The 25373-nt window shown below is 59.1% G+C and carries 18 protein-coding genes and 1 pseudogene; 12 read left to right on the forward strand and 7 right to left on the reverse strand.

Annotated features, from left to right (window positions below; all coding sequences use genetic code 11):
* Nucleotides 1-62: 62 nt before the first annotated feature.
* Nucleotides 63-1631 (reverse strand): T9SS response regulator signal transducer PorX, encoded by a 1569-nt coding sequence (porX, locus tag H8B14_RS13155; RefSeq protein ID WP_187316104.1) that lies wholly within the window; start codon nucleotides 1629-1631, stop codon nucleotides 63-65.
* 349 nt (nucleotides 1632-1980) lie between these two features.
* Between porX and H8B14_RS13160 the strand changes: the two genes are divergently transcribed.
* The 6 genes and pseudogenes from H8B14_RS13160 to H8B14_RS13185 all read left to right on the forward strand — a co-directional run bounded on the left by H8B14_RS13160 (nucleotide 1981) and on the right by H8B14_RS13185 (nucleotide 7947).
* Nucleotides 1981-3210 carry an HD domain-containing protein gene (locus H8B14_RS13160; RefSeq protein WP_187316105.1) on the forward strand — a complete coding sequence of 410 codons (1230 nt, stop codon included), beginning with the start codon at nucleotides 1981-1983 and terminating at the stop codon, nucleotides 3208-3210.
* Between the two features lie 128 nt (nucleotides 3211-3338).
* Entirely contained in the window at nucleotides 3339-4379 is a 1041-nt protein-coding gene (lpxD, locus tag H8B14_RS13165; protein WP_187316106.1) for a UDP-3-O-(3-hydroxymyristoyl)glucosamine N-acyltransferase, read from the forward strand.
* 105 nt (nucleotides 4380-4484) lie between these two features.
* Nucleotides 4485-5879, forward strand: coding sequence for a bifunctional UDP-3-O-[3-hydroxymyristoyl] N-acetylglucosamine deacetylase/3-hydroxyacyl-ACP dehydratase (locus H8B14_RS13170; RefSeq protein ID WP_187316322.1), 1395 nt, complete (start codon nucleotides 4485-4487; stop codon nucleotides 5877-5879).
* 111 nt (nucleotides 5880-5990) lie between these two features.
* The gene (lpxA, locus tag H8B14_RS13175; RefSeq protein WP_044012987.1) at nucleotides 5991-6788 is read left to right on the forward strand and encodes an acyl-ACP--UDP-N-acetylglucosamine O-acyltransferase; all 798 of its coding nucleotides are present in this window, start codon (nucleotides 5991-5993) and stop codon (nucleotides 6786-6788) included.
* A 52-nt stretch (nucleotides 6789-6840) separates the two neighbouring features.
* Nucleotides 6841-7410, forward strand: a pseudogene (locus H8B14_RS13180) (ABC transporter ATP-binding protein); the annotation flags it as partial.
* A 174-nt stretch (nucleotides 7411-7584) separates the two neighbouring features.
* Nucleotides 7585-7947 (forward strand): hypothetical protein, encoded by a 363-nt coding sequence (locus tag H8B14_RS13185; RefSeq protein ID WP_187316108.1) that lies wholly within the window; start codon nucleotides 7585-7587, stop codon nucleotides 7945-7947.
* A 150-nt stretch (nucleotides 7948-8097) separates the two neighbouring features.
* Here the strand turns inward: H8B14_RS13185 and H8B14_RS13190 are convergent, their stop codons facing one another.
* Both H8B14_RS13190 and H8B14_RS13195 read right to left on the reverse strand, forming a co-directional pair.
* Entirely contained in the window at nucleotides 8098-8868 is a 771-nt protein-coding gene (locus H8B14_RS13190) for a DUF4197 domain-containing protein (protein WP_187316109.1), read from the reverse strand.
* Between the two features lie 67 nt (nucleotides 8869-8935).
* Complete coding sequence (locus tag H8B14_RS13195; protein ID WP_187316110.1) at nucleotides 8936-9772, reverse strand: DUF4197 domain-containing protein; 837 nt, start codon at nucleotides 9770-9772, stop codon at nucleotides 8936-8938.
* Nucleotides 9773-9872: 100 nt separating this feature from the next.
* On the opposite strand from H8B14_RS13195, the gene H8B14_RS13200 reads away from it, so the two are divergent.
* The 3 genes from H8B14_RS13200 to H8B14_RS13210 all read left to right on the forward strand — a co-directional run bounded on the left by H8B14_RS13200 (nucleotide 9873) and on the right by H8B14_RS13210 (nucleotide 12949).
* Nucleotides 9873-11147: a competence/damage-inducible protein A gene (locus H8B14_RS13200; RefSeq protein ID WP_187316111.1), complete on the forward strand. Its 1275-nt coding sequence runs from the start codon at nucleotides 9873-9875 to the stop codon at nucleotides 11145-11147.
* A gap of 92 nt (nucleotides 11148-11239) precedes the next feature.
* The gene (locus H8B14_RS13205; protein ID WP_187316323.1) at nucleotides 11240-12646 is read left to right on the forward strand and encodes a dihydrolipoamide acetyltransferase family protein; all 1407 of its coding nucleotides are present in this window, start codon (nucleotides 11240-11242) and stop codon (nucleotides 12644-12646) included.
* Nucleotides 12647-12742: 96 nt separating this feature from the next.
* Nucleotides 12743-12949 (forward strand): hypothetical protein, encoded by a 207-nt coding sequence (locus tag H8B14_RS13210; protein WP_187316112.1) that lies wholly within the window; start codon nucleotides 12743-12745, stop codon nucleotides 12947-12949.
* Nucleotides 12950-13102: 153 nt separating this feature from the next.
* Here H8B14_RS13210 and H8B14_RS13215 read toward each other — a convergent pair whose 3' ends face one another.
* From H8B14_RS13215 to H8B14_RS13225, 3 genes are all read right to left on the reverse strand, one after another.
* Nucleotides 13103-15223, reverse strand: coding sequence for a S9 family peptidase (locus H8B14_RS13215; protein ID WP_410054457.1), 2121 nt, complete (start codon nucleotides 15221-15223; stop codon nucleotides 13103-13105).
* Nucleotides 15224-15419: 196 nt separating this feature from the next.
* Entirely contained in the window at nucleotides 15420-17987 is a 2568-nt protein-coding gene (locus H8B14_RS13220) for a TonB-dependent receptor domain-containing protein (protein WP_187316113.1), read from the reverse strand.
* A 371-nt stretch (nucleotides 17988-18358) separates the two neighbouring features.
* Nucleotides 18359-21049 (reverse strand): valine--tRNA ligase, encoded by a 2691-nt coding sequence (locus tag H8B14_RS13225; protein WP_187316114.1) that lies wholly within the window; start codon nucleotides 21047-21049, stop codon nucleotides 18359-18361.
* A gap of 244 nt (nucleotides 21050-21293) precedes the next feature.
* Here H8B14_RS13225 and H8B14_RS13230 point away from each other — a divergent pair, with 244 nt between their 5' ends.
* Together H8B14_RS13230 and H8B14_RS13235 are read left to right on the forward strand one after the other, a co-directional pair.
* Nucleotides 21294-22247 carry a carbon-nitrogen hydrolase family protein gene (locus tag H8B14_RS13230; RefSeq protein ID WP_187316115.1) on the forward strand — a complete coding sequence of 318 codons (954 nt, stop codon included), beginning with the start codon at nucleotides 21294-21296 and terminating at the stop codon, nucleotides 22245-22247.
* Nucleotides 22248-22327: 80 nt separating this feature from the next.
* The gene (locus tag H8B14_RS13235; protein ID WP_261990011.1) at nucleotides 22328-23491 is read left to right on the forward strand and encodes an N-acetyl sugar amidotransferase; all 1164 of its coding nucleotides are present in this window, start codon (nucleotides 22328-22330) and stop codon (nucleotides 23489-23491) included.
* Between the two features lie 179 nt (nucleotides 23492-23670).
* Here the strand turns inward: H8B14_RS13235 and H8B14_RS13240 are convergent, their stop codons facing one another.
* Nucleotides 23671-24015 carry a 4Fe-4S binding protein gene (locus H8B14_RS13240; RefSeq protein WP_187316325.1) on the reverse strand — a complete coding sequence of 115 codons (345 nt, stop codon included), beginning with the start codon at nucleotides 24013-24015 and terminating at the stop codon, nucleotides 23671-23673.
* A 211-nt stretch (nucleotides 24016-24226) separates the two neighbouring features.
* On the opposite strand from H8B14_RS13240, the gene H8B14_RS13245 reads away from it, so the two are divergent.
* Entirely contained in the window at nucleotides 24227-25240 is a 1014-nt protein-coding gene (locus H8B14_RS13245) for an acyl-CoA reductase (RefSeq protein WP_187316117.1), read from the forward strand.
* Nucleotides 25241-25373: the final 133 nt, after the last annotated feature.

The following is a 25373-nucleotide window of genomic DNA, read 5'->3' on the forward strand; positions in this document are numbered from 1 at the left end:
AAAAATATCGGCTAGCCTCTTCAGAAGCTAGCCGTTACCAAGTTATCTAAAATCTCTAACCCCTACCCTTTCGCCGTGAGCGTGATGTACGGGATGATGCATTCCTCCAGCGAGATGCCGCCGTGCTGGAACGTGTCCTTGTAGTAGTTCACGTAGTAGTTGTAGTTGTTGGGGTAGGCGAAGAAGTAGTCGCCGACGGTGAAGACGTAGGCGGTGCTCACGTTTTCGCGGGGCAGGAAGATGCGCTCCGGCTTGCGCACGGTGTACACGTCCTTGGTGTCGTCGAAGCCCAGGTTTTTACCGTGCTTGTAGCGCAGGTTGGTGTTAGTGTTCCGGTCGCCCACAATCTTGTAGGGGCGCTTTACGCGGATAGTGCCGTGGTCCGTCGTGATGATGAGCTTGCCTTTTTTCTCGGCAATCACCTGCAGCATTTCATAGAGCGGCGAGTGCAGAAACCACGAGCGGGTGATGCTGCGGTACGCCGATTCGTCGGCGGCCAGCTCCCGGATCATGGCCATGTCGGTGCGGGCGTGCGAGAGCATGTCCACGAAGTTGTAGACGATGGCGTTCAGCTTGTAGTTGTTATGCAGGTTGGCCATTTTGCCCAGCAGGTCCTTGCCGGCCTGCAGGTTGGTTACCTTGTGGTAGCTGAACTTGTGCTTCTGGTTGGCCTTCTGGAACATGATTTCCATGAACTCGGCCTCGTGCATGTTCTTGCCCTCGTCGTCGTCGTCCCACACCCACAGGTTGGGATACTTCTTCTGGATTTCGCCGGGCATCATGCCCGAGAAGATGGCGTTGCGCGCATACGCCGTGGTGGTGGGCAGAATACTGTAGTAAGTTTCCTCGGAATCGACGGTGAACAACTCGGCAATGATGGGCTCCAGCACCTTCCACTGGTCGTAGCGCAGGTTGTCAATGAGCAGGAAGTACACGGGCGTATCGCCGGTTTCCTTGAGCAGCGGAAATACGCGCTTCGCGAATAGCTCGTGCGACATAAGCGGCGCTTCCTTGTCGTAACCGTTCACCCAGTCCTCGTAGTTCTCGGTGATAAAGCGGCCGAAGTAGGTGTTGGCCTCGTCCTTCTGCATATTGAAGACTTCGGCCATGCTTTTGCCTTCCGTCTCGTTTATTTCCAGCTCCCAGTATACCAGCTTCTTATACACGTCGGCCCACTCGGCCGGGCTGAGCCGGTCGCCGAGCTGCATGCCCAGCTGGCGGAAGTCACGCTGGTAGCCGGAGTTGGTTTTCTCGCTTACGAGGCGCTTGTTGTCGAGCACCTTTTTCACGGCCAACAGAATCTGGCTGGGGTTCACGGGCTTGATGAGGTAGTCGGCAATCTTGGAGCCGATGGCGTCCTCCATGATGTGCTCTTCCTCGCTCTTGGTAATCATGATGACGGGAAGCGTAGGCTTCACGGCCTTGATTTCGGTGAGGGTTTCGAGGCCCGACAGGCCCGGCATGTTCTCGTCGAGAAACACGATGTCGTAGTTCTGCTCCTGCACCTGCTCGATGGCATCAGCCCCGGAATTAACACCGGTTACGTCGTAGCCTTTTTCCTTGAGGAAGAGAATGTGCGGCTTGAGCAGGTCGATTTCGTCGTCGGCCCAGAGAATGGAATATTGTTGCATAGGGGGTCTTGGGGTGTACCGCCCGGCAAGGAGCCGGGCGCGTCGTTATACGAGCTCCTGTGGGGGCTTCCCGCGCTGGTTTCCGCTCCCATAGGAAGCAAAACGCCCGGCGTAGGTTGCAACTGAAGTTTCGTAAGTAGCTTTACTCCCAATCCCTGCTTTTTGGTTTTAAAAAAATTGCGTTCGGCAGATATTCTGCGGCAATGACGTCGTAAAGAAGCCGAAAATAGTTGAGTTAGGTTCCCGAGCGGCTGCCCGGCAACCCGCCAGCCGGCCATACACCGCCGCCCGGCGAACTGCCGTAGCAACCACCGTTCCACGATTCTCCGGGCTGGCCCGGTGCCTTTGCATGAACAAAAAGAAAATCTTCAACGACCCGGTTTACGGCTTTGTCACCATCCCGACCGAGCTGCTTTTCGACCTGATCGAGCACTCCTATTTCCAGCGGCTGCGGCGCATTCAGCAGCTGGGCCTGACGATGTTTGTGTACCCGGGGGCGCTGCACACGCGCTTCCACCACGCGCTGGGCGCCATGCACCTGATGTCGCTGGCCCTGCGCACGCTCAAAGACAAAGGCATTGCCATTACGGCCCGCGAAGGCGAGGCCGCGCAGGCCGCCATTTTGCTACACGATATCGGCCATGGCCCCCTCTCCCACGCCTTGGAGCGCAGCATCTTCCACGATGTGCACCACGAGGAAATCAGCTTGCATCTGATGCAAAAGCTGAATGCCGAGTTTGGCGGCGCGCTGGATCTGGCCATCGACATCTTTCAAGGCACCTACCACCGGCCGTTTTTCCACCAGCTCGTGAGCAGCCAGCTCGACATGGACCGGCTCGACTACCTCAACCGCGACTCGTTCTATACCGGCGTGCAGGAAGGCCGCCCCGGCGCCGACCGCCTCATCAAGATGCTGACCGTGGTGGATGAGCGGCTGGTGCTGGAGGAAAAGGCCGTGTACAGCATCGAAAATTTTCTGGTGAGCCGCCGCCTGATGTACTGGCAGGTGTACCTACACAAAACCGTCACGTCGGCCGAGCAGATGGTCATTCGCATCATGCAGCGGGCCCGCGACCTGGTGCGCAGCGGCGTGGAGGTGCCGGCCTCGCCCAACCTGCACTACTTCCTGTCACGCAACGTCACGCAGGCCGAGTTCCAGGCCGACGACCAGATTCTGCGCCGCTTCACCCGCCTCGACGACACCGACGTGTGGAGCGCCGTGAAGCTCTGGGCCGACCACCCCGACAAGGTGCTCAACTTTCTGGCCCAAAGCCTGCTCGACCGGCGGCTATTCAAAATCACGCTCCAGACCGCGCCCTTCGAGGCCGAGTTCCAACTGGGCATCGTGGAGCTAATTGCCGAGCGCTTCAACCTCACGCCCGACGAGGCCGCCCAGCTGATGATTGCGGGCCGCATCAGCAACAACGCCTACGACGCCGAGGGCCAGGACACCATCGATGTGCTCACCAAGCGCGGCCGGGTGGTGAACGTGGCCGAAGCCTCCGACCTGCCCAACATCAAAGCCCTGGGCCAGCGCGTGGAAAAGCACTACATCTGCTACCCCAAGGAGATTCTGTAAATCAGGGCTTAGAGATTGGGGATTAGGGCTTAGGCTGTTCTGTTACATACAACCAAGTGCCTCAAGCCCCAGGCCCCAGACCCTACTCCCTAAGCACTAAGCACAACTTTTCTCTACTTTTGCCCCCTATGGAATTCACGGTAGGCCAGATAGCAGAAGTGTTGCGCGGCGCGGTAGAGGGCGACGCAAGCCAGCGGATAGACCGCCTGGCCAAGATTGAGGAAGCGCAAGCCGGTTCGCTGGCTTTTCTCTCCAACCTCAAATACGAGCACCACCTCTACACCACCGGCGCCTCGGCCGTGATTGTGAGCCGCACGCTGGAGCTGCGGCACCCCGTTTCTACGGCCCTCATCCGCGTCGACGACCCCTATACCAGCTTCACCACGCTGCTGGAATTCTACCAGCAGGCCACCCGCACCGGTAAGCGTGGCGTGGAGGAACCCGCCTACATAGCCGCCTCTTCCACCATCGGCGACAACCACTACCGGGCCGCGTTTTCCTACATCGGCGAGAACTGCACCATCGGCAACGACGTGGTGATTTTCCCGCACGTGTTCATCGGCGACCGGTGCAAAATCGGGGATGGCACAATTTTGTACGCCGGGGCCAAAGTCTACGCCGAAACCGTTATCGGGGCGCGCTGCACCATCCATGCCGGGGCCGTGGTGGGCTCCGATGGGTTTGGCTTTGCCCCGCAGCCCGACGGCTCCTACCGCACCATCCCGCAGATCGGCAATGTGGTGCTGGAAGACAACGTGAGCATCGGCGCCAACGCCACCATCGACTGCGCCACTATGGGCGCCACCCTCATCCGGGAAGGCGCCAAGATTGATAACCTCGTCCAGATTGCCCACAACGTGGAAATCGGGCGCCACACGGTGGTAGCGGCCCAGTCGGGCATTTCGGGCTCCACCAAAATCGGGGACTTCTGCGTGTTGGCCGGGCAGACTGGCCTAGCCGGGCACCTCACGCTGGCCAACCGCACCACCGTTACGGCGCAGTCGGGCGTGGGCAAGTCCATCAAGGAAGAAGGCGTGCTGCTGCAAGGCTCGCCGGCCTTCGCGCTACGCGACAGTCTGCGAGCTAACGCCGTTTTCCGCCACCTCCCCGACCTGGAACGGCGCATTAGCCAGCTGGAACGCGGCACAAACCCGCCGGAAAAGTCCTAGCTTTGCAGCCCTAATAGTTGTCGGTTACCAGTTGTCAGTTGTCAGATGGTTGTCTTATCAGCCCGCGCCACTGACCGCCAGCAACTGACAACTGATAACTACCTAATGAACGACAAGCAACACACTATTAAGTCGCCCGTCACGGTGAGCGGCATCGGCCTGCACACCGGCGTACAGGCCACCATGACGTTTTGCCCCGCGCCCGTCGGCCACGGCTACAAGTTTCAGCGCGTGGATTTGCCCGGCCAACCCATCGTGGATGCCGACGTGGATAACGTAGTCGACCTCTCGCGCGGCACTACCATCGAGCAGAACGGCGCCCGCGTCAACACCGTGGAGCACACGCTGGCGGCCCTTGTAGGCCTACAGATCGACAACGTGCTTATCCAGCTCGACGGCCCCGAGCCACCCATCATGGATGGCAGCAGCCACGAGTTTATTGAAGCGCTGGAGCAGGCCGGTTTAGAGGAGCAAAACGCGCTGCGCAACTACTTCGAGATTCCCGAGGAAATCCGCTTCCTTGACAACGCCCGCGGCGTGGAAATTGCCGCCCTGCCCCTCAACGACTACCGCCTCACGGTGATGGTCGACTACAACTCGCCGGTGCTGGGCTCGCAGCACGCCTCGCTCACCGATATCAGCCACTTCAAGGCCGACATTGCCAGCTCCCGCACCTTCTGCTTTCTGCACGAGCTGGAGGCCCTCTACAAGCAAAACCTGATCCGCGGCGGCGACCTAAGCAACGCCATTGTGGTGGTTGACCGGGTGGTGAGTGAAGATGAGCTCAGCGAGCTGGCCACCATGCTGGGCAAGCCCAAAGTGGCCGTGAAGAAGGAAGGCATCCTCAACAACGTGGATTTGCGCCACAAAAACGAGCCCGCCCGCCACAAGCTCCTCGACATGGTTGGTGACCTAGCCCTGGTAGGACGGCCGCTAAAGGGCCAGATACTGGCGGCCCGCCCCGGCCACGCCGCCAATGTGGCCTTCGCCAAGAAGATCAAAAAAAAGATGCTGGAGGCCGATTCGTCGCCGATTCCCAGCTACGACCCCAGCCGGACGCCGGTGATGGATATCAACCAGATAGCCGCCACCCTGCCCCACCGCTACCCATTCCTGCTCATCGACAAGATCATCCATCTGGATGCCACTACGGTGACGGGCGTGAAGAATGTGACGTTCAACGAGCCATTCTTCCAGGGCCACTTCCCCGGCAACCCGGTGATGCCCGGCGTGCTGCAGATTGAGGCCATGGCCCAGACCGGCGGCATTCTGGTGCTTAACACGGTGCCCGACCCGGAAAACTACTGGACCTACTTCATGGGCATTGAGAACTGCCGTTTCCGCCGCAAGGTGGGCCCCGGCGACACGCTCATTTTCCGTTGCCAGCTGCTGGCCCCTATCAAGCGCGGCATTGCCAAGATGAAAGGCCAGGCCTTCGTGAATGGCAAAGTGGTGATGGAAGCCGAAATGTCGGCCAGCATTGTCCGCAAGGAAGCGTAATCTTGAATTAGTAGTTAGTAGTTAAGAATGAATAATTCTCATACGACATTTGCATTCTGCAGCGTTGAGGCATTCTTAATTATTAATTCTTAATTACTAATTAACCAACGAATGAACCAGCCGCTCGCCTATATCCACCCGGAAGCCAAAATCGCACAGAACGTGGTAGTGGAACCTTTCACGACCATTGACAAGGACGTGGAAATCGGGGAAGGCACCTGGATTGGGCCCAACGTCACGATTATGGCGGGGGCCCGCATTGGCCGTAACTGCAAGATTTTCCCGGGTGCCGTTATTGCCGCCATGCCCCAGGACCTGAAGTTTGCCGGCGAGAAAACCACGGTCCACATCGGCGACAACACCGTGATTCGGGAGTGCGTGACCGTGAACCGTGGCACCGTAGACCGGCTCCGGACGGTGGTGGGCAGCAACTGCCTGCTAATGGCCTACGTGCACGTAGCGCACGACTGCCTGATCGGTGACAACTGCGTGCTGGCCAACGGCGTGCAGCTGGCCGGCCACGTCGAAATCGGCGACCATGCCATTGTGGGCGGCACCTCGGCCGTGCATCAGTTCGTGAAAATCGGGCAGCACGCCATGGTTTCGGGCGGCTCGTTGGTACGTAAGGATGTGCCGCCGTTCGTGAAGGCTGGCCGCGAGCCGCTGACATATGCTGGCATCAACAGCATCGGGCTGCGCCGCCGCGGCTACTCCGACCAGAAGATTTCCGAGATTCAGCAGCTGTATCGCCTGCTGTTTTTGGGCGGTATGAACAACAACGACGCCCTCGACAAGATTGAGTTGGAGCTGGCGCCTTCGCCGGAGCGCGACGAGGTGGTGAACTTCGTGCGCAACTCGGGCCGCGGCATTATCAAGGGCTATTCGCGCGGCGGCAACGGTGCAGATTGAAGCAGCTGCCCTCAGCAAGCGCTACGCCCGCGAATGGATTTTCCGCAACCTGAGTCATACGTTTCGGCCGGGCACTGCTACTGCAGTACTGGGGCCTAACGGAGCCGGCAAAAGCACGCTGCTTAACACGCTGTCGGGCCAGTTGCTGCCCACCGCGGGCACGCTCAGCTACAGCCACCAGGGCCGCCCAGTACCGGTGGAAGAGCTGCCACCGCTGCTGGCCTACGCCGCGCCGTATCTGGAGCTGATTGAGGAGCTGACGCTGCTGGAGCTGTTGCAGTTTCATACCCGTTTCAAGCCGCTGCGCCCGGGCCTCACACCAAAGCAGCTCATCGAGTTGATGTACCTGGAAAAGAGCACTCACAAACTGGTGTGCGACTTTTCCTCGGGTATGAAGCAGCGCCTCAAGCTGGCCTTGGCCCTCTACGCCGACACGCCCCTGCTGCTGCTCGACGAGCCCACCACCAACCTCGACCGCGCTGGCGTGGCCTGGTACCTGGAGCACGTGCAGGCTACGCTGGCGGGCCGCACGGTACTGGTATCCTCAAATGTGCCGGAAGAGTACCATTTCTGCACCGAGCAGCTGCTGATAACCGACTTCGGGGCGCAGGCAGCACGCTGAATTACGGCCTGAATGCTGGGAACCCTTGCTATGGCAGGTCATGTTGCGTGCGTCAGTAACACAAAAAGCGGGTATACCTGCACCCCAAAACCACCTGCGTCGTATCTTCGCCGCAGAAACCACCGTGTTAGCCTCGTTTACTTTTCCATTTTCTTACCGCTCCTGACCAAGGCCATGAGACAATACGACGACTTCGACGATGATGACCTGCTCGGCGACGACGACGAGCTGGATAATTTTGCCAAAACCGGCGGCAGCAAGACCCGCGGTACTTCCGAAGACCAGCTTTCAGCTAAGTACGCCGACTACCTGATGTGGCGTGACACCGGCTCCTCACACGATGAGGCGCTGGATCTGGCCAACATGAGCGAAGATGAGTTCGAGCTGGCCGACACCTCCGAAGACTCGGAAAACGACACTAAATTCACTAGCCTCGACGACCTCGACGATGACGACCTCTCAGACGGTGGCGACGAGTACGGCAGTGCCGGCAGTTCCCGCAACAGCGGCCGCAACTCCGACTACGACGACTATTGATTTGCTGATTGTTGATGCGCTGATGTGCTGATTCTACGTTGACACATTTCTGCAGCCAGAACAATAAAAGCGGCCCGCCTTCCAGTCTGGAAAGCGGGCCGCTTTTGTTGTGCCTTACATCAACATATCAAAAATCAGTACATCAACGGATTAGCTTTTGCGGCCGAATACGCGGCGCAGCAGTTCAGTGGTGCGGGCTACCGGGTTTTCGCGGATGTTCATTTCTTCCTGTGCTACCAGCGTAAACAGGCCACCAATGGCGCGGTCAGTGGCGTACTGGTTGAGGTCGGTTTGCACGGGCTTCACCAGCGGGATCTGGTTGTAGCGGGTGGTGAGGTCGGTATAGTAGCGGGTGGCACCCACTTTGCTGAGGCTCTGCTGAATGATGGGCTTGAAGGCGTTGCTGAGCTGTGTGCTGGTAGTGCGCTGCAGATACTGGGTGGCGGCATCTTTCTCGCCGGTCAGGATATTCCAGACGTCTGAGAACGTTAGGCTTTTGATGGCCGACAAGAAGATGGGCTTGGCGCTTTTGGCCGCATCCTCGGCCCCACGGTTCAACGACAGCTCAAACTTATCTACCTGGCTGCCCAGCCCGATAGAGCGCAACGTATTGGCTACGCGCTGCGCATCAGGTGGAAATGGAATCCGGATCAGCCTGTTGAGGTAGAAGCCATCGGTCTGGGAGGCTTGGTCGGTGCCTTTGCTGATGCCCTGTACCAGCGCCTCTTTCAGACCATTGGCAGCTTCCGTATTGGTGAGGCCTCCCGTGCTACCGGTGCTGCGCGTAGTGGTGGTAGTACCTTTAGTGGGCAGCGGCAGCTTGATGTTCCCGATTTTGGGGATAGTAAATATCTGGGCGGAAGCACTTAGCTGCAGGCCAGCCAGCAGCAATGGCAACACGAGAAAACGGCGGTAGTTCATGGCAAAAAGGCGTAAAACGAATACGTTCTACGCCTTTTGCACAAACCGGACCAAATCCAGTTACTGCCTACTTCCCAAACACCCGCTTGAGCAGCGCGCTGCCCTGGGCGGCGGGGTTAGCCCGAATTCGGCCTTCCTCGGCGGCCATTAGCGCAAACAGGCCATCCACGGTTTTCTCGGTGGCGTAGGGCACCAACTGCGGATTGAGGGGCGTCACGAGCGGAATTTTGTTGTAGCGGCCCACCATTTCGGCGTAGAGCCTAATGGCGCCGGTCTGCTCCAACGACTGTTGCACCGTAGGCTGGAAGGCCGTGCGCAAATCGGTAGCCGTTTTCTCGTAGAGTAGCGTGGTAGCGGCGTCGCTTTCCCTGCTGGTGGCCAGCATAAGGGCATCCTGCAAGCTCAGGTTCTGCACCGCATTCAGAAAAATGGGCTTGGCTTGCGCGGCGGCCGTTTCGGCGGCGCGGTTCAGGGCCACTTCAAAGTTATCAACCAGCGCCCCGGCCCGCAGCTTGCGCAGCGTAGCCGCCACCAGCTCGGCCTCCGGTGGATACGGAATCCGGATGTCGGCATTAGCGTTGAAGCCATCCGTTTCGCCGGCCTGGGCCACGGCTTTGCCCACGGCCTGCGTCAGGGCCTCGCGCAGGCCGCCGGTGGCTTCTTCCGCCGTCAGCGGTATCACCACGGGCGCTACTGCCTTCACAACGGCCGCTTTGGCGGTAGTGGTGGTCGTCGTTTTCTTGACTGGGGTGGTCTTCTTGACGGGCGTGGTTTTCTTGACCGGCGTGGTCTTTTTAGTGTTCGTGGTTTTCTTGGTTGTGGTTTTGGTGGTTTGTGCCTGAGCGGCTGCAGGAACTGCCAGCGCCAACGTGCAGGCCACGGCAAGCGTACGGAAAACGGTCATATACCAGAGCCGACGAAAACCAGACGGCCAGTGTGGCGGTCTTACGCGTCGGGAACGCCAAATTGCGTGAAATCCCCCATTCATCCTAACTCCACCCTCTATGCCGCAGCTTCCCGACGTTGAAATCATGACCATTGGCGACGAGCTGCTTTACGGGCAGGTCATCGATACCAATTCGGCCTTCATGGGCCAGGAGCTCGCCAAAATCGGGCTGCGGGTCCGGCAGATTTCCAGCGTCTCCGACCGCGCCGACGAAATAGTGGCAGCCCTCGACCAGGCCCGGCAGCGCGCGCAGGTGGTGCTCATCACCGGCGGCCTCGGCCCTACCAAAGACGACCTCACCAAGCACGTACTGGCCCGCTACTTCGGCAGTGAGCTGGTGCTGCACGAGCCGACGCTAGCGCACGTAGAAGATATTTTTCGGCGCTTCAAACGGCCTATGCTGGACGTAAACCGCCAACAGGCCATGGTGCCGGCCAACTGCGAGGTAGTGTTCAATGCCGTGGGCACCGCGCCCGGCATGTGGTTTGAAGACCAGGGCACCATATTCGTGAGCATGCCCGGCGTGCCGCACGAAATGAAGTACCTGATGACCGAAGGCGTGCTGCCGCGTCTGCAGCAGCAGTTTCAGGTGAAGCCTATCGAGCATATTGTGGTGCAGACCGTGGGCTTGGGCGAGTCGTTTCTGGCTGAGCAGATTGCCGATTGGGAAGCCGCGCTGCCTGCTAACTTCAAGCTGGCCTACCTGCCTTACCTCGGCGGCGTGCGTTTACGCCTCACTGGCTCCGACGACGGCCAGCCTTACCTGCGTCAGCGCATGGAAGCTTTGCTGCCGGAGCTACGCGCCCGCCTCGGCGAGCATCTGTTTGCCGAAGGCGAAATCAAGCTAGAAGAAGCCGTGGGGCAGCTGCTGCTGGCGCGGGGCTTCACGCTGGGCACCGCCGAAAGCTGCACGGGCGGCTTGCTGGCCCACAAACTCACGAGCATTCCGGGCAGCTCGGCATACTTCCGGGGCAGCATCGTGGCGTACCACAACGACATCAAAATACGGGAGCTGGGCGTGCTACCCGCCACACTGGCGGCCTTCGGGGCCGTGAGTGAGGAAACCGTGCGCGAAATGGCCGAAGGGGCCCGCATCCGTCTCGGCACCGACGTGGCGCTGGCCACCAGTGGCATTGCCGGCCCCGATGGCGGCACGCCTGACAAGCCTGTGGGTACCATTTGCATTGCGTACGCCGATGCGCGCGGGACGGTCAGCCGCAAGTTCACCTTCAACCGGGGCCGGCAGCTGAATGTGGAGTATACCGTGACCATGGCCCTGAATCTGCTGCGCCAAAACCTACCCGCCGCCGAGCAAGTCGCTACAAGTCTGTAGCAGCTGGCCGGCGGCGTGCGGGGCTTGCCGGTTTTCGGCTACCTTTGGGGCCTAACCTCCCCACCCAATACCTCAACCCCTACCCCAAGCGCATGGCACGAGTGGAAATGACGATGCCCAAGATGGGCGAATCCATCATGGAAGGCACCGTCCTGAAGTGGCTCAAACAAGTCGGCGACACTATTGAGCAGGACGAATCGGTGCTCGAAGTGGCCACCGACAAAGTAGATACCGAAGTGCCGGCCATCCACGCTGGCGTGCTGCAGGAAATTCTGGTGCAGGAAGGCCAGGTGGTAGCCGTGGGCGCGCCCATTGCCATTGTAGAAACCGACGCCGCCAGCGCCGGCGCGTCTGCTGCCCCCACTGCCACGCCTGCCGCCGCGCCATCCGACAACGGTGCCGCCGAAAAGCCCGCCGTGCCGTACCTGCCCGAAGCCGGCGACCCGCAGGCCAATCCCGCCCAGACCGTAACGCCTGCCCAACCCCAGGCTGGTCGCTTCTACTCGCCGCTGGTGCTCAGCATCGCCCGCGAAGAAGGCATTTCGATGGCCGACCTGGAGTATCTGCCCGGCACCGGTAGTGAAGGCCGCGTCACCAAAAAAGACATTCTCGATTACGTAGCCGGCGGCAAAAAGCCACTCGGTCAGGCTGCCACTGCTCCCGCTCCTGCTACCCAGCCAGTTGCCGCTGCTCCGGCAGCTGCACCAGCCCCGGTGGCGCAGCCAGCCGCGGCTGCTCCTCAGGCGGCCACGGCTGCTACTATGGCCAAAGCCGTACCGTCTATCAGTGGCGGGCAAGAGTTGCTGGAAATGGACCGTATGCGCAAGATGATTGCGCAGCGCATGGTGGATTCCAAGCGGATTTCGCCCCACGTCACCTCCTTCGTGGAAGCCGACGTGACGGACATCGTGAACTGGCGCAACAAGCACAAGGACGCTTACAAGAAGCGCGAAGGCGAAAACCTCACCTTCACGCCCATCTTCATTCAGGCCATTGCCCGTGCCATCCAGGACTTCCCGATGATCAACGTCTCCATCGACGGCGACTACATCATTAAGAAGCGCGACATCAACGTGGGTGTAGCCGTGGCGCTGCCGTCCGGCAACCTGATTGTGCCCGTGATTCATAACGCCGACCAGCTGAACCTGAACGGCCTCAGCAAGAAGGTGAACGACTTGGCCAACCGCGCCCGCGCCAATAAGCTCAAGCCCGAGGATCTGGAAGGCGGCACCTACACCGTATCCAACGTGGGTTCGTTCGGCAACGTGATGGGCACGCCCATCATCATGCAGCCGCAGGTGGCCATCATGGCCGTGGGCGCCATCAAGAAGAAGCCAGCTGTCATTGAAACGCCGCAGGGCGACCTGATCGGCATCCGCCACTTCATGTTCCTGAGCCACAGCTATGACCACCGCGTGGTCGACGGTTCGCTTGGTGGCATGTTTGTGCGCAAAGTGGCTGACTACCTCGAGCAGTTCGACCCTAATACGGCCATTTAATCAGTTGCCTGGCTCTAAATAACTGGCTGGTTGCGTCACCGGATTCTGGTAGCGCAATCAGCCATTTGTTTAAGTGGCCGGCTAGCCATTCAACCCATGAATAAAGTCCTGACCATTGCCGCGCTGGTTATTGCGCTGGCTACCATTGGTTTTCTTTACCAGACACTTAGCAAAACCGAAGAAGCCCTCAAACGCGCCGAGCAACGCTTCACTGACTGTGAGCAGGTGAACTTCCAGCTCCAGAACCAGCTTACGGCCGCCACCCGCGGCGGCGCTGTGCCCGACAGCCTGAAAGTGCGTTAACCATACTGATTTTTAAATTAAAAAGCCCCGCCGTGCAGTTGCACAGCGGGGCTTTTTGTTTGGACGACTATCATTTCGACCGTAAGGAGGAATCTGGGTTTATCTGTTCAATGATTTCACCCAGATTCCTCCCTTCGGTCGGCATGACAGCTATTATGCTTTCACTCCCAACAACAGCAGCATGAAGGCAAACTGCCGGGCCGTGTCGTGGATGGACTTGAAGCGGCCGGAGGCGCCGCCGTGGCCGGCGGCCATGTCGGTGTGGAGCAGCAGCAGATTCTGGTCGGTTTTCAGGGTGCGCATCTTGGCTACCCACTTGGCCGGCTCGAAGTACTGCACCTGGGAGTCATGCAGGCCGGTGGTCACGAGCATGTTGGGGTAGGCCTGGGCTTTCACCTGGTCGTAGGGCGAGTACGAGAGCATGTAGTCGTAGAACTCCTTCTGGTTGGGGTTGCCCCACTCGTCGTACTCGCCGGTGGTGAGCGGGATGCTTTCGTCGAGCATAGTGGTCACCACGTCCACGAAGGGCACGGCCGCCACCACGCCTTTGTAGTACTCGGGGTGGTTGTTCACCACCGCGCCCATCAGCAGGCCGCCGGCCGAGCCACCCATGGCAAACAGCTTATCAGCGGAGGTGAACTTCTGATCGATGAGGAATTTGGAGCAGTCGGTGAAGTCGGTGAAGGTGTTTTTCTTCTTAAGTTTCTTGCCGTTCTCGTACCACTGCCGGCCCATTTCCTGCCCGCCCCGGATATGGCAAATCACGTAGGCGAAGCCCCGATCCAGCAAGCTCAGGCGGGCGGCGCTGAAGGTGGCATCCATGGAGTAGCCATAGGAGCCGTAGGCGTACTGCAGCAGCGGGGCCGAGCCGTCCTTTTTGAAGCCCTTCCTGTACACGATGGACATCGGGATTTTGGTGCCGTCGGTGGCGGTGGCGTACACCCGCTCGGTCACGTAGTCCTCCTTCTTGAAGCTCCCGAGCACGGTTTGCTCTTTCAGCAGCTTCTTGCTGCGGGCGTTCATGTCGTAGTCGAAGGTGGAGTTGGGCGTGGTGAGCGAGGAGTAACCGTAGCGCAGCACGGGCGTATCAAACTCGGGGTTGATGCTGATGGCGGCAGTGTAAGTAGGCTCCCCGAAGTTGAGGTAGTGCTCCTGCTTGTCCTTCCACCGAATCACGCGCAGCTGCAGCAGGCCTTCCTTCCGCTCGCCCAGCACCAGATAGTCCTTGAACAGCTCCATGTTTTCCAGAAACACGTCGGAGCGGTGGGCAATAACCTCCTGCCAGGCCGTTTTGGCGGTGTTCTTCACCGGCGTTTTCAGCAGCCGGAAGTTGGGTGCCCCGGCGTTGGACAACACGTAGAAGTCGTTGCCGAAGTGCTCCACTTCGTACAGATGGTCGGCCTCGCGGGGCAAAAACACCTGCAGCGCCGCCGTAGGCTTCGCGGCCTCCACGTACCGCACCTCCGACGACATGGTGCTGCCGATGGTCAGGAACACGTACTGTCGCGACTTGGAGCGGTGCACCCCGATGCGGAAGGTGTTGTCCTTCTCTTCGTACACCAGCTGGTCTTTGGCGGGGTCGGTGCCCAGGATGTGGCGGTAGAGCTGATAGTCCAGTAGCGTGCTGGGGTCCTTGCGGGTGTAGAAGACGGTTTTGTTGTCGGCGGCCCACACGGCGTTGCCGCTGGTGTTCGGGATTTGTTCGGGGTAGAGCTGGCCGGTTTGCAGGTTGCGGAAGCGCAGCGTGTAGAGGCGGCGGCTCACCACATCCTCGGAGTAGGCCAGCACCTGGTTGTCGTCGCTCACCTCGAAGCCGCCAATCTGGTAATAAGCCTTGCCCTTGCCCAGCTCGTTGGCATTAAGCAGAATTTCCTCCTTGGCGCTCAGGCTGCCCTTTTTGCGACAGTAAATCGGGTACTCGGCTCCGGCCTCGAAGCGCGTATAATAGTAGTATCCATTCTCCCGGTACGGCACCGACTCGTCCTGCTCCTTGATGCGGCCCTTGATTTCCAGGAACAGCTTTTCTTCCAGCCCTTTCACAGGAGCCATCTGCTGCTCGGTGTAGTCGTTTTCAGCATTCAGGTAGCTGATGACTTCTGGGTTTTCCCGCTCATTCAGCCAGTAGTAGTTGTCGAGGCGGGTGCCGAAGGGCGACTTGAGTTCTTTGGGCTTAACAGCCGCAACGGGAGGTTTGGGCATAGATGGCGAAGTTTGGGCGTATGCCGCCGTAGTGAGGGCCAAAGCGCCGGCCACGGCGAGTAACAGGTGTTTCATACGAGAGCAGGCTAAAGTAAGCAGACCAATATACAACCGCCGGCCACAGGCGGTACTAACAATGTGGTCCTACGAATTGCCAAAAGGGCTTCGTAGGACCACTAAACCCGTTGAACGAAGACGCCCGCAACGGAAGGCGCAATAGCAGTAGTGGTCCTACGAAACCCTTTGGGCAATTCGCAGGACCACACCGTTCTTAAGGCCGGCCGCCGCTGGGGCCCTGCGTGGGCGTAGCGCCGGCGCCGTTACCACCGTCGCCGCCGTCTTTCAGGTCGTCGTTGTTGACGGAGCGCTTACGCTTGGGCTGGGCCATGCTCAGCTTGCCGATGCGGTAGCTCAGGTTCATGCGGAAGCCCAGGCGGCGCAGGTCGTTGACGCTGTTCTGCTCCAGCGTGTAGGAGCTGATTTCGTTGCGAATTTTAATGCGGGGGTTGAAAAAGTTGTCGGCCCCGAAACCGATGCTGCCCTTTTTCTCGGCGAAGTCCTTTTTCACCCCGAGGCTATACACCCCGAAACCGCCCTGGAAGCCTTGCAGCTGCACCTGCCGCCCACGGTAGAAGCTGAAAGCCTGCAGCCCCCACCCTTTCGTGAAGTTGTAAGTGCCGCCCAGTCGGCCACTGATAACGAAGCCTTCGTTGCGGGCCGCGAAAAACCTGTTGCTTTGGTTGTTGTCGAGCACCGCGTAGTAGAAGTCGGTGCCGCCGTTCAGCGTGAGCTTGTTGTTGAGGTTGACGTTGGCGAAGATGCTGCCGCCGTAGGCATTTTCCTGCCCGATATTCTCGTAGTTGGTGGTGATGGTATCCCCGCTGGGCGTACGCACCGGCTGGATGGAGCCGGTGGTATTGCGCACAAAGGCCGAGAATGTAAGCGAGGTTTGCTTGATGAACGTGCTGTAGCCCAGCTCATAGTTGTTGGTTTTTTCGGGGTCCAGCAGCGGGTTGCCCTGGCTCACGTTGAGCGGGTTGGCCGCCTGCCGGTTGGGGTTGAGAAACTGTAGCGACGGCCGCTGGATCCGGCGGTTGTAAGCAGCCTTGAGCGTGTTGCCGCTGGCCAGCTTGCGCGACAGGTTCACGCTGGGAACCAGCACGCCATACGACGGAATGTTGGGCGCCTCGGCCGTGCGGAAGTCGGCGTTGATGGTGGTGTATTCGTAGCGGGCACCCGCCTTGAGCGTGTAGTTTTTCAGGAATCCCAGCGTGTACGAGGTATAGGCGGCGGCTACGTTCTGGTTGTACGTAAACTCATTGGAGTTGCCCACCCGGTCGTCGCGCTGGCCGTTGCGCAACGACTGGTAGTCGCTGTTCACTTCGCGCATGATGTCTTTAGCGCCAAATTCTAGGAGCTGGGTTTTGCTGAGCGGCGTCTGGTAATCGGCCTGCAGTGTCACCTCCTGGTTGTAGCTGTCGTTTTCGTTGAGCAGCTGGTCGCCGGCGCTCAGGCCCTCCAGCACATCGTTGCTGAAGTCGTTTGTGCGGTTGTTGCGGCTGTACTGGCCCAGCACGCTGAATTCGCGCTGCGGCGTCTCGAAGGTGCGGGTGTAGTTGAGAGTGGCGTCCAGCGTGTTGGAGCGGTCCAGCACACGCGTGTCGCGCCGGTCGATGATAGGCTGGCTGAGGTCGGGCCGCACGGTGTTGCGCAGCAGGCCGTCCTGGTAGTTGTTGCCGTTGCGCACGCCCAACTGCACCGAGGCCGAGAGGAAGTTGTACTTGTTGATATCGTAGTCCCAGCCCAGCGAGTAGCGGCCAAACAGGTTTTCCTGGCGCGTATCAGCTTCCTGGGTGGTGGTGCCGGTGAGCGGGCGCGCGTCGGTGAGGGCGTAGGTGCGCTGCACATTGCGGAAGCTGCCGGGCGTGTTGTACTGGCCGCGGCCGCCGCCACCCAGCGAGAAGCCCATCTTACCCACCCGGTACGAGGCGTTCAGGCCCAGGTCAGAGCTGCGCAACCCGATGCTGCTGCGCAAATCCAGCGTGAAGCCCTGCAGGTTGTTTTGCTTGGTTACGATGTTGATAATGCCGCCCGACCCTTCGGCGTCGTACTTGGCCGAGGGTGAGGTAATCACCTCCACGGTCTTGATCTGGTCGGCTGGAATCTGCTTCAGCGCGTCGGCAATGCTGTTGGCCGAGATGGTGCTGGGGCGGTTGTTGATCAGCACCCGGATGTTCTGGCTGCCGCGCAGACTTACATTGCCATCAAGGTCGACGGAGAGGCTGGGCACGCGCTTGAGCACGTCGGTGGCGTCGCCGCCGCGGGTGGTTTCGTCCTTTTCGGCGTTATATACGGTGCGGTCCACCTTCTCCTCCACCAGGCTGCGCTGGCCTTCCACCACCACTTCGCCCAGCTTCTGCGCCGCCGATTCCAGCGTGATGGCGCCCAAAGCCACGGTATTACCGTCTTCGGTAATCACCACGCCGGTGCGCTCCACGTTTTTGTAGCCGATAAAGCTGACCTGCACAGTGTAGGTGCCCGCCGCCACGCGCGGAATCGAGAACTTGCCGTTGTCGTCGGCCGAGGAGCCATCCACGGCCTTACCAGCAGGGTTGAGCATCACCACCGTAGCATAGGGTACAGGCTGTTTGGTGGCCGCATCCGTCACGGTGCCCGTCACGCGGCCGGTGCCCTGGGCAGCAGGAGTTCCTGGCTGGCCAGCAGTGGCCGGACGAGTAGCACCCGGTGGGCGGCCACCCGCCGGGGCGGCCTGGGGCATTTGCGCCCACGCCAATTGGCCGGCGCTGGTGAAAGCCAGGAGGAGAAAAGTTTTTTTCATGAATTCAGGCAGCGCGCCATGCTCCCGGCCTTTTGGCGCGGGGCAGACACAGGATATTTGTAGATAAAACAGGGTGCCCCTACCGGGCAGCGTCTTCCAAACAAGGATGCGGCCCCAATGGCTGGCCGGAAGCCAACATACTTCCAGCGGCCCCACCGACACACGCAGCCACAGACACGCGTTTGCCGGCAAGGTTGGCGCGGAACGCAGATTTTTTGTAGTCCTCACGAAGTTGATGGCGCAGGTTGAAGCTCATGCTCCGTTTTGCTCTGGTCCGACAACTTCACCATCGGACCGGATACGACATGCAAAAGGCCCCGACCAGCTAGCCGGAGCCTTTTGCATATGTGAAATACGAGCCGAAAACTGTGCTACAGCGCGGCCAGGCTTTGCTCCAGAGCGGTGATTTTGGCTTCGGTGTCGGCCAGCTTCTGCCGCTCACGCTCCACCAGGTCGGGCTTGGCGTTGGCCACGAACTTCTCGTTGGCCAGCTTTTTCAGCACCGAGTCGCGGAAGCCCTGGGCGTATTCCAGCTCCTTGCCGAGGCGCTCCTTCTCGGCCCCGAGGTCAATCTGGCCTTCCAATGGCACGAAGAACTCCGAGCCGCCCGCCACGAAACTTACCGAAGCTGCCGGTGCGTCCGTCACCACCGATACGTCGGTGAGGGAGGCCAGCTTGCGGATGATGGGGTCGTAGTCGGTGAGCAGCTGGGCGTCGTCGGTTTTGGCGGCCAGGGTCAGGGGCTTGTTGGGGCCCAGGCCCTTCTGGTTGCGGATGGTGCGCACACCGCCCACGATGGCCAGGGCCTTTTCCATGCGGGCCAGCACCTCGGCGGCACCCGCTACGGGCTGAGCCTTGGGCCAGGCAGCCACGCACACGTACTCCTTGGGGCCACGCTCCTTCAACTCATGCCAGATTTCCTCGGTGATGAAGGGCATGAACGGGTGCAGCAGCTTGAGCAGGGTTTCGAGGAAGCCGGTGGTCAGGCGCAGCGTTTCGGGGTCGATGGGGGCCTGGTAGGCGGGCTTAATCATCTCCAGGTACTCCGAGCAGAAGTCGTCCCACACCAGCTTGTACACTGTCATCAGCGCGTCCGACATCCGGAACTTCTCGAAGTGCTCGTCCAGCTCCGCAATGGTGGCGTTCAGCTTCGCTGAAAACCACTCCACGGCCTTCTCGTTGGGGAAGGGCAGCGCGGCATCCACCTCCCAGCCCTGGGTGAGGCGGAAAGCGTTCCAGAGCTTGTTGGAGAAGTTGCGGCCCTGCTCCACCAGCTTTTCGTCGTACAGCAAGTCGTTGCCGGCCGGAGCCGAGAACAGCATGCCGGTCCGCACGCCATCGGCCCCGAACTGCTTGATGAGGTCCAGCGGATCGGGCGAATTGCCGAGCTGCTTGCTCATCTTGCGGCCCTGGGCGTCGCGCACGATGCCGGTGAGGTACACGTTGCGGAAGGGCACTTCCTTGCGGTACTCCAGCCCGGCCATAATCATGCGGGCCACCCAGAAGAACAGGATGTCCGGCCCCGTCACCAGGTCGTTGGTGGGGTAGAAATAGTTGACGTCGGCATTGTCGGGGTCCTTGAACCCATCAAACACCGAAATCGGCCACAGCCACGACGAAAACCAGGTATCCAGCACGTCCTCGTCCTGGCGCAGCTCCGAGAGTTGCAAATCGGCGTTGCCACTCTGCTCACGGGCCTGAATCAGGGCTTCTTCCGGGGTGAGGGCCACCACGTAGGTGCCGTCGGGCAGGTAGTAGGCCGGAATCTGCTGGCCCCACCACAGCTGCCGCGAGATGCACCAGTCGCGCACGTTTTCCATCCACACCCGGTAGGTGTTCTTGAACTTGGCCGGGTGCAGCTTCACGGTGTCATTTTCCACCACTTCCAGGGCCGGCTTGGCCAGGTGCTCCATTTTCAGGAACCACTGCAAGCTCAGGCGGGGCTCAATCACGGCTTTGGTGCGCTCCGAGGTCTGCACGATGCTAGCGTACTCCTCCACCTTCACCAAGTGGCCGGCTTCCTCCAGGTCCTTCACGATGTTGCGGCGGGCGGCAAACCGGTCCTGACCCACGTAGAGCACGGCCTTCTCGTTGAGCGAGCCGTCGTTGTTAAGGATGTCGATAACGGGCAGATTGTGCTTGACGCCCAGCTCATAGTCGTTCAGGTCGTGGGCCGGCGTCACCTTCAGCGCACCCGTCCCGAAGTCGATGCTCACATACTCGTCCAGAATCACCGGAATTTCCCGGCCCAACAGCGGAATCCGCACTTTCGCCCCGTGCAGGTGCGTGTAGCGCGGGTCGTTCGGGTTCACCGCCACCGCCACGTCGGCCATAATGGTTTCGGGCCGGGAGGTGGCGACGGTGAGATAGTTGCTAGTTGTCAGTTGTTGGTTGTCAGCATCGTTCTGCTGGCCGCCTTCACTAACAACTGACAACGAATCACTGACAACTTCATACCGCAGATGGTACATCTTGGCCATCACGTCCTTGGGAATCACTTCCTCGTCGCTGATGGCCGTTTGGCTTTGCGGGTCCCAGTTCACCATCCGGACGCCACGATACACGAGGCCCTTCTGGTGCAGGTCCACGAATACGCGCAGCACGGCCTCGGTCAGTTCGGGCTCCATGGTGAAGCGCGTCCGGTCCCAGTCGCAGGAGGCGCCCAGCTGCTTGAGCTGCTCCAGAATGATGCCGCCGTACTTTTCCTTCCACGCAAAGGCGTGCTCCAGAAACTGCTCCCGGGTCAGGTCCTTCTTCTCGATGCCCTGCTCCTTGAGCAGCGCCACTACCTTGGCTTCGGTGGCAATGGAGGCATGGTCGGTGCCGGGCACCCAGCAGGCTTCCTTGCCCTGCATGCGGGCCCGGCGCACTAGCACGTCTTGGATAGTGTTGTTGAGCATGTGGCCCATGTGCAGCACGCCCGTCACGTTGGGCGGCGGAATCACCACGGTGTAGGGCTGCTTGCGGGGGTTGGCCTTGGCTTTGAAAAAGCCCTGCTCCTGCCAGCGCTGGTACCATTTGGCTTCAACGTCGGCGGGCGTATAGGTTTTGGCGATGGACATCGTCAACAGAAAATAAGATCAGTGCGGAATGCTGCAAAAGTAGGCATTTCGTGTTGGCCGAATAAAGAGCTTTAAGGTTCCTGTTGCTGCCCCTTCATTCTCATTATGAAACTAACTTCTCGAATCTATTCGCAAGCCCACACATTACCCGTAAATTGCACGCGACATATGGTATGCTATAAGGTTTAATCAAAGCGAGAATTATATTTAGCTTTTGACTTTCACCCCTAAGTTTAATGCCTGTATGGCTGCTTTACTTAACTTCTTTAAAGGAGCCGGTTCTGCCAAAGCAGTGCCGGCCACCCCTTCCATAGCGCGGCCGGTTGCCCATACCACGGGCACTGCTTCTGCCGGCACGCTGCGAGTGGGAATGGGGCAGTTGCTGGTGGAAGGCGGTGAGCCAGAGCGCAACCTCGAACGGGCTGCTCAAATGATTGGCGAGGCCGCGCGTCAAACCTGCGACGTAGTGCTGCTGCCCGAAACCCTTGACTTTGCCTGGACGCACCCCAGTGCCCTTACGGATGCTCAACCCATCCCGGGCATCTATTCCGACCGACTCTGCCAGGAAGCGTTGCGCCATCAGGTGTACGTCTGCGCGGGCCTCACAGAGCGTGGCCCCGATGGGCGTATCTACAACGCAGCCATCCTCATCAATCCGCAGGGCACCATCATCAGCAAATACCACAAAATCAACCTGCTCACAGTGGAGATGCCCTACTACGCGGTAGGCCAGACACTAAATGTGGTTGATACGCCGCTGGGAAAAATTGGCATCAATATCTGCGCTGATAATTTTCTCGATGGGTTAAGCATCGGGCACACGCTGGCGCGCATGGGGGCTGAATTCATTCTGTCGCCTTCTTCCTGGACCGTAGATTACTCTATCACGGAAGAAGACGACCCTTACCACGAGAAATGGGTGAAGCCGTATTCCATCCTGGCGCAACTCTACAACGTGACCGTAGTGGGCACCACCTCCGTAGGCTACATTGTGGGCGGCCCCTACGAAGGCAAGAAAAGTGTAGGCTGCTCCTTGGCCGTAGATGCTTCCGGAATTCAGGCCCAAGGCAAGTTCAATGAGTTTGCCGGCGACTTAATTGTAGCCGATTTGCCTCGGCCGGTACGGGCAGAGAAAGGCACCCAAATAGGCGAGATGCTGCTGCGCAAGGGATTCAAATTTGACACCCTTCCTAAATAGTTGGCAACCTCTCTTACTTTTTTTAATACCAGCTTAACCCGGGTATTCGGCCTTGCGGCCATAACCCGTTTCATTACTGCATGACCAAATTTTACCAACAGTGCCGGCGTTGCATCATGGATACCACTGTTCCCGGCATTCGGTTCGACAGCCAGGGCACCTGCAATTTTTGTGCTGTCCATGATCATATGGACAAGGATTTTCCCTTGGGAGAAGCGGGCCGGCAGAAAGTAGAGGAACTTGCTAACGACATCAAGTCATTAGGCAAAAACAAGAAATACGACTGTGTACTGGGTGTTAGTGGCGGCCGCGACTCGTCTTTCACCTTGTGGTATTGCGTTGTAAAGCTGGGCTTGCGGCCGCTGGCGGTGCACTTCAACGACGGCTTCGGCAACCCTGTGGCCGGCGAGAACATGATTAAGGCCTGCCGCAAGCTGGGCGTGGAAATGCGTACCATCACTTCCGACTGGCGTGAATCCAAAGACCTGAAAATTGCCTTCCTGAAAGCCTCCGTGCCCGATATGGAGGAAGGCACCGACGTAGGTATTGCTACGGCCCTATATGGCGTGGCGGCTAAAGAAGGCATTCAACGTATTATTATCGGGCAGTCATTTCGAACCGAGGGTATAGCGCCGCTCAGCTGGAACTACCTGGATGGCAAATACTTGAAAGCGGTGCATAAACAGTTTGGCACAGTGCCGCTCCGGCCCTGGAAACCCGACGACCCGGGCTTTAATCTGGGCATCAAGGAAATGTTCTACTACGCCTTTGTCCGGCGCATCAAGACCGTTACGCTGCTCTACCACGTGGACTATGTGCGGGCCGACGTAGACAAGCTGCTGGAGCGGGAACTGGAGTGGGTAAACCCCGGCGCGCACTACTTCGACGACCTCTACCAAAGCGTCATCTACTACCTCAACCGCACCAAGTTCAATATCGACCGGCGGCTGTTCAACTACTCGGCCCTGGTGCGCTCCGGGCAGATGCCCCGCGAGGTGGCGCTGGAACGTGTCAGCCACGTCAATAGCATCGAAGACGAAAAGGTGATAAACCTGTGCATCAAGCGCTTGGGGCTGACGCGCGAAGAGTTTGAGCAGATTGTGGCCGCGCCCGCCAAAACGTTCCACGACTATCCCAACAACTATGCCCTGATCCGGCAGTTGCGCTGGCCCATTAAGGTGCTTAGCCGCATGAACCTGATTCCGGAATCAGCCTACGACAAGTACTTCAACTGTGGCACTTAATCACGGATTTTTCGGATTAGCCGGATTGGTCGGATTTTGTAGTCGATTTACGTTCAGCCATATAACCAAGAAAGGCTTGCCAATTGGCAAGCCTTTCTTGTTGTGTATTAAAGCTTGCGGCAGTTGAGTGCCGACTACAAAATCCGTGGAATCCGCGAAAAATCCGCGTTAATCCGTGATTAGCTGTGGAGCCATTCTTTTTTAGCGGTCAGCTTCTCCTGCGATTCGCGGTAGTCAGGGTCGTCTACGCAGCAGTCTACGGGGCAAACGGCGGCGCACTGCGGCTCTTCATGAAAGCCTACGCACTCAGTGCACTTATCGGATACGATGTAGTAATACTCATCAGAAATGGGGGTTTGCGGCGCCACTCCCGATACTGTCTGGCCGCCGTCAACCGTGACTTCCTTGAGCGTAGTTCCGTCCGCCCAGCGCCAGGCGGCACCGCCCTCGTAAATGGCAGTATTGGGGCATTCCGGTTCGCAGGCACCACAATTGATGCACTCGTCGGTTATCATGATGGCCATAGCCTTCGAATCAGTTAAGTGAGCAGTCTGGGGGTTAGTACGCAAAAACCGGCCGGATGGCAGTTTGTGCGGCATGCAAAAGTAGAAACTAACTGCAAGCCGTGCGAGTTTTTTGCGGGTAACGGCTGCGAAATGCCGAATTTGCAGTCCTTACCCGCACAATACCGGCGGCTTAAGAATGCTGTACCGCCCTACTTTGTTTTTTCCTGCTATGCATCACCCCGACCGTCTTGCTGCTTTTGTGGCCCTGGGCCATTTTCTGCGTACCCTTTCTGCTGATGAACTCGCCCACCTGGCGGCCCGCGCCCGCAACCAGAATGCGTGGTTTGATGCTCCCAACGTAACGGCCGCCATTCGGGGCATAGCCGCGCTACTTGCGGAAGAGGACCTCCAGCACTGGGCGGACCGCTACCCAGCGGAGCCAACTATCATCCGGCAGGTAGGTGTGGTAATGGCCGGCAACATTCCGCTGGTGGGCTTCCATGATGCGCTGTGCGTGCTGCTGAGTGGGCACACGCTGCTGGCCAAGCTCAGCAAAGACGATACGGTGCTCATGACCTGGATTCTGAAGGAGCTGCAACGGCTGGAACCACGCTTCACGGAGCGTATCCTCCTGGCCGAGCGCCTCAACGCCGCCGACGCCTACATTGCCACCGGCTCCGATAACACGGCCCGCTATTTCGATTTTTACTTTGGCAAGAAGCCGCACATCATTCGGCGCAACCGCACCAGCCTGGCTGTGCTGACGGGCCGTGAAGAGCCGCACGATTTAGGCTTGCTGGGCGAGGACATTTTCCGGTATTATGGCCTAGGCTGCCGCAACGTAAGCAAGCTTTATGTGCCCGAGGGCTATGATTTCACGCCTTTGCTTGACTCCCTGCAGCCATGGCACCACGTTCCAGACCATCACAAGTATCAGAACAACTACGATTACAACAAGAGCATTCTGCTTGTAAACCGGGTTCCGCACCTGGATACTGGCTTCTTGCTGCTCACTGAAAACACGCAATTGGTTTCGCCTATCTCGGTGCTGCATTACAGCTTCTACACCAACGAAATAGACCTTGTGGACCAGCTCACCGATGTAGCCGCCCAGACGCAATGTATTGTATCGGCGCGGGGGCAATGGGCAGGTAGCTTCCCGTTTGGGCGCGCCCAGTGCCCGGCCGTTACCGACTACGCCGATGGCGTGGATACAATGGCTTTTCTGGCAGAACTAGCGTAAATTAGGTAAAGCGGTATACGCTTGGGCAGAACGGTAGTGATGCCAGTATCCAGTGGCCGTTGGACCGTTGATTGGCGCCTCATCTGTAAGGTACCCCCGCCGGCTTGCCAGACTTTGTTCCACTCTTTTAGCT

The organism is Hymenobacter puniceus, assembly GCF_014333525.1.
In the GTDB taxonomy this organism is placed as follows: domain Bacteria; phylum Bacteroidota; class Bacteroidia; order Cytophagales; family Hymenobacteraceae; genus Hymenobacter.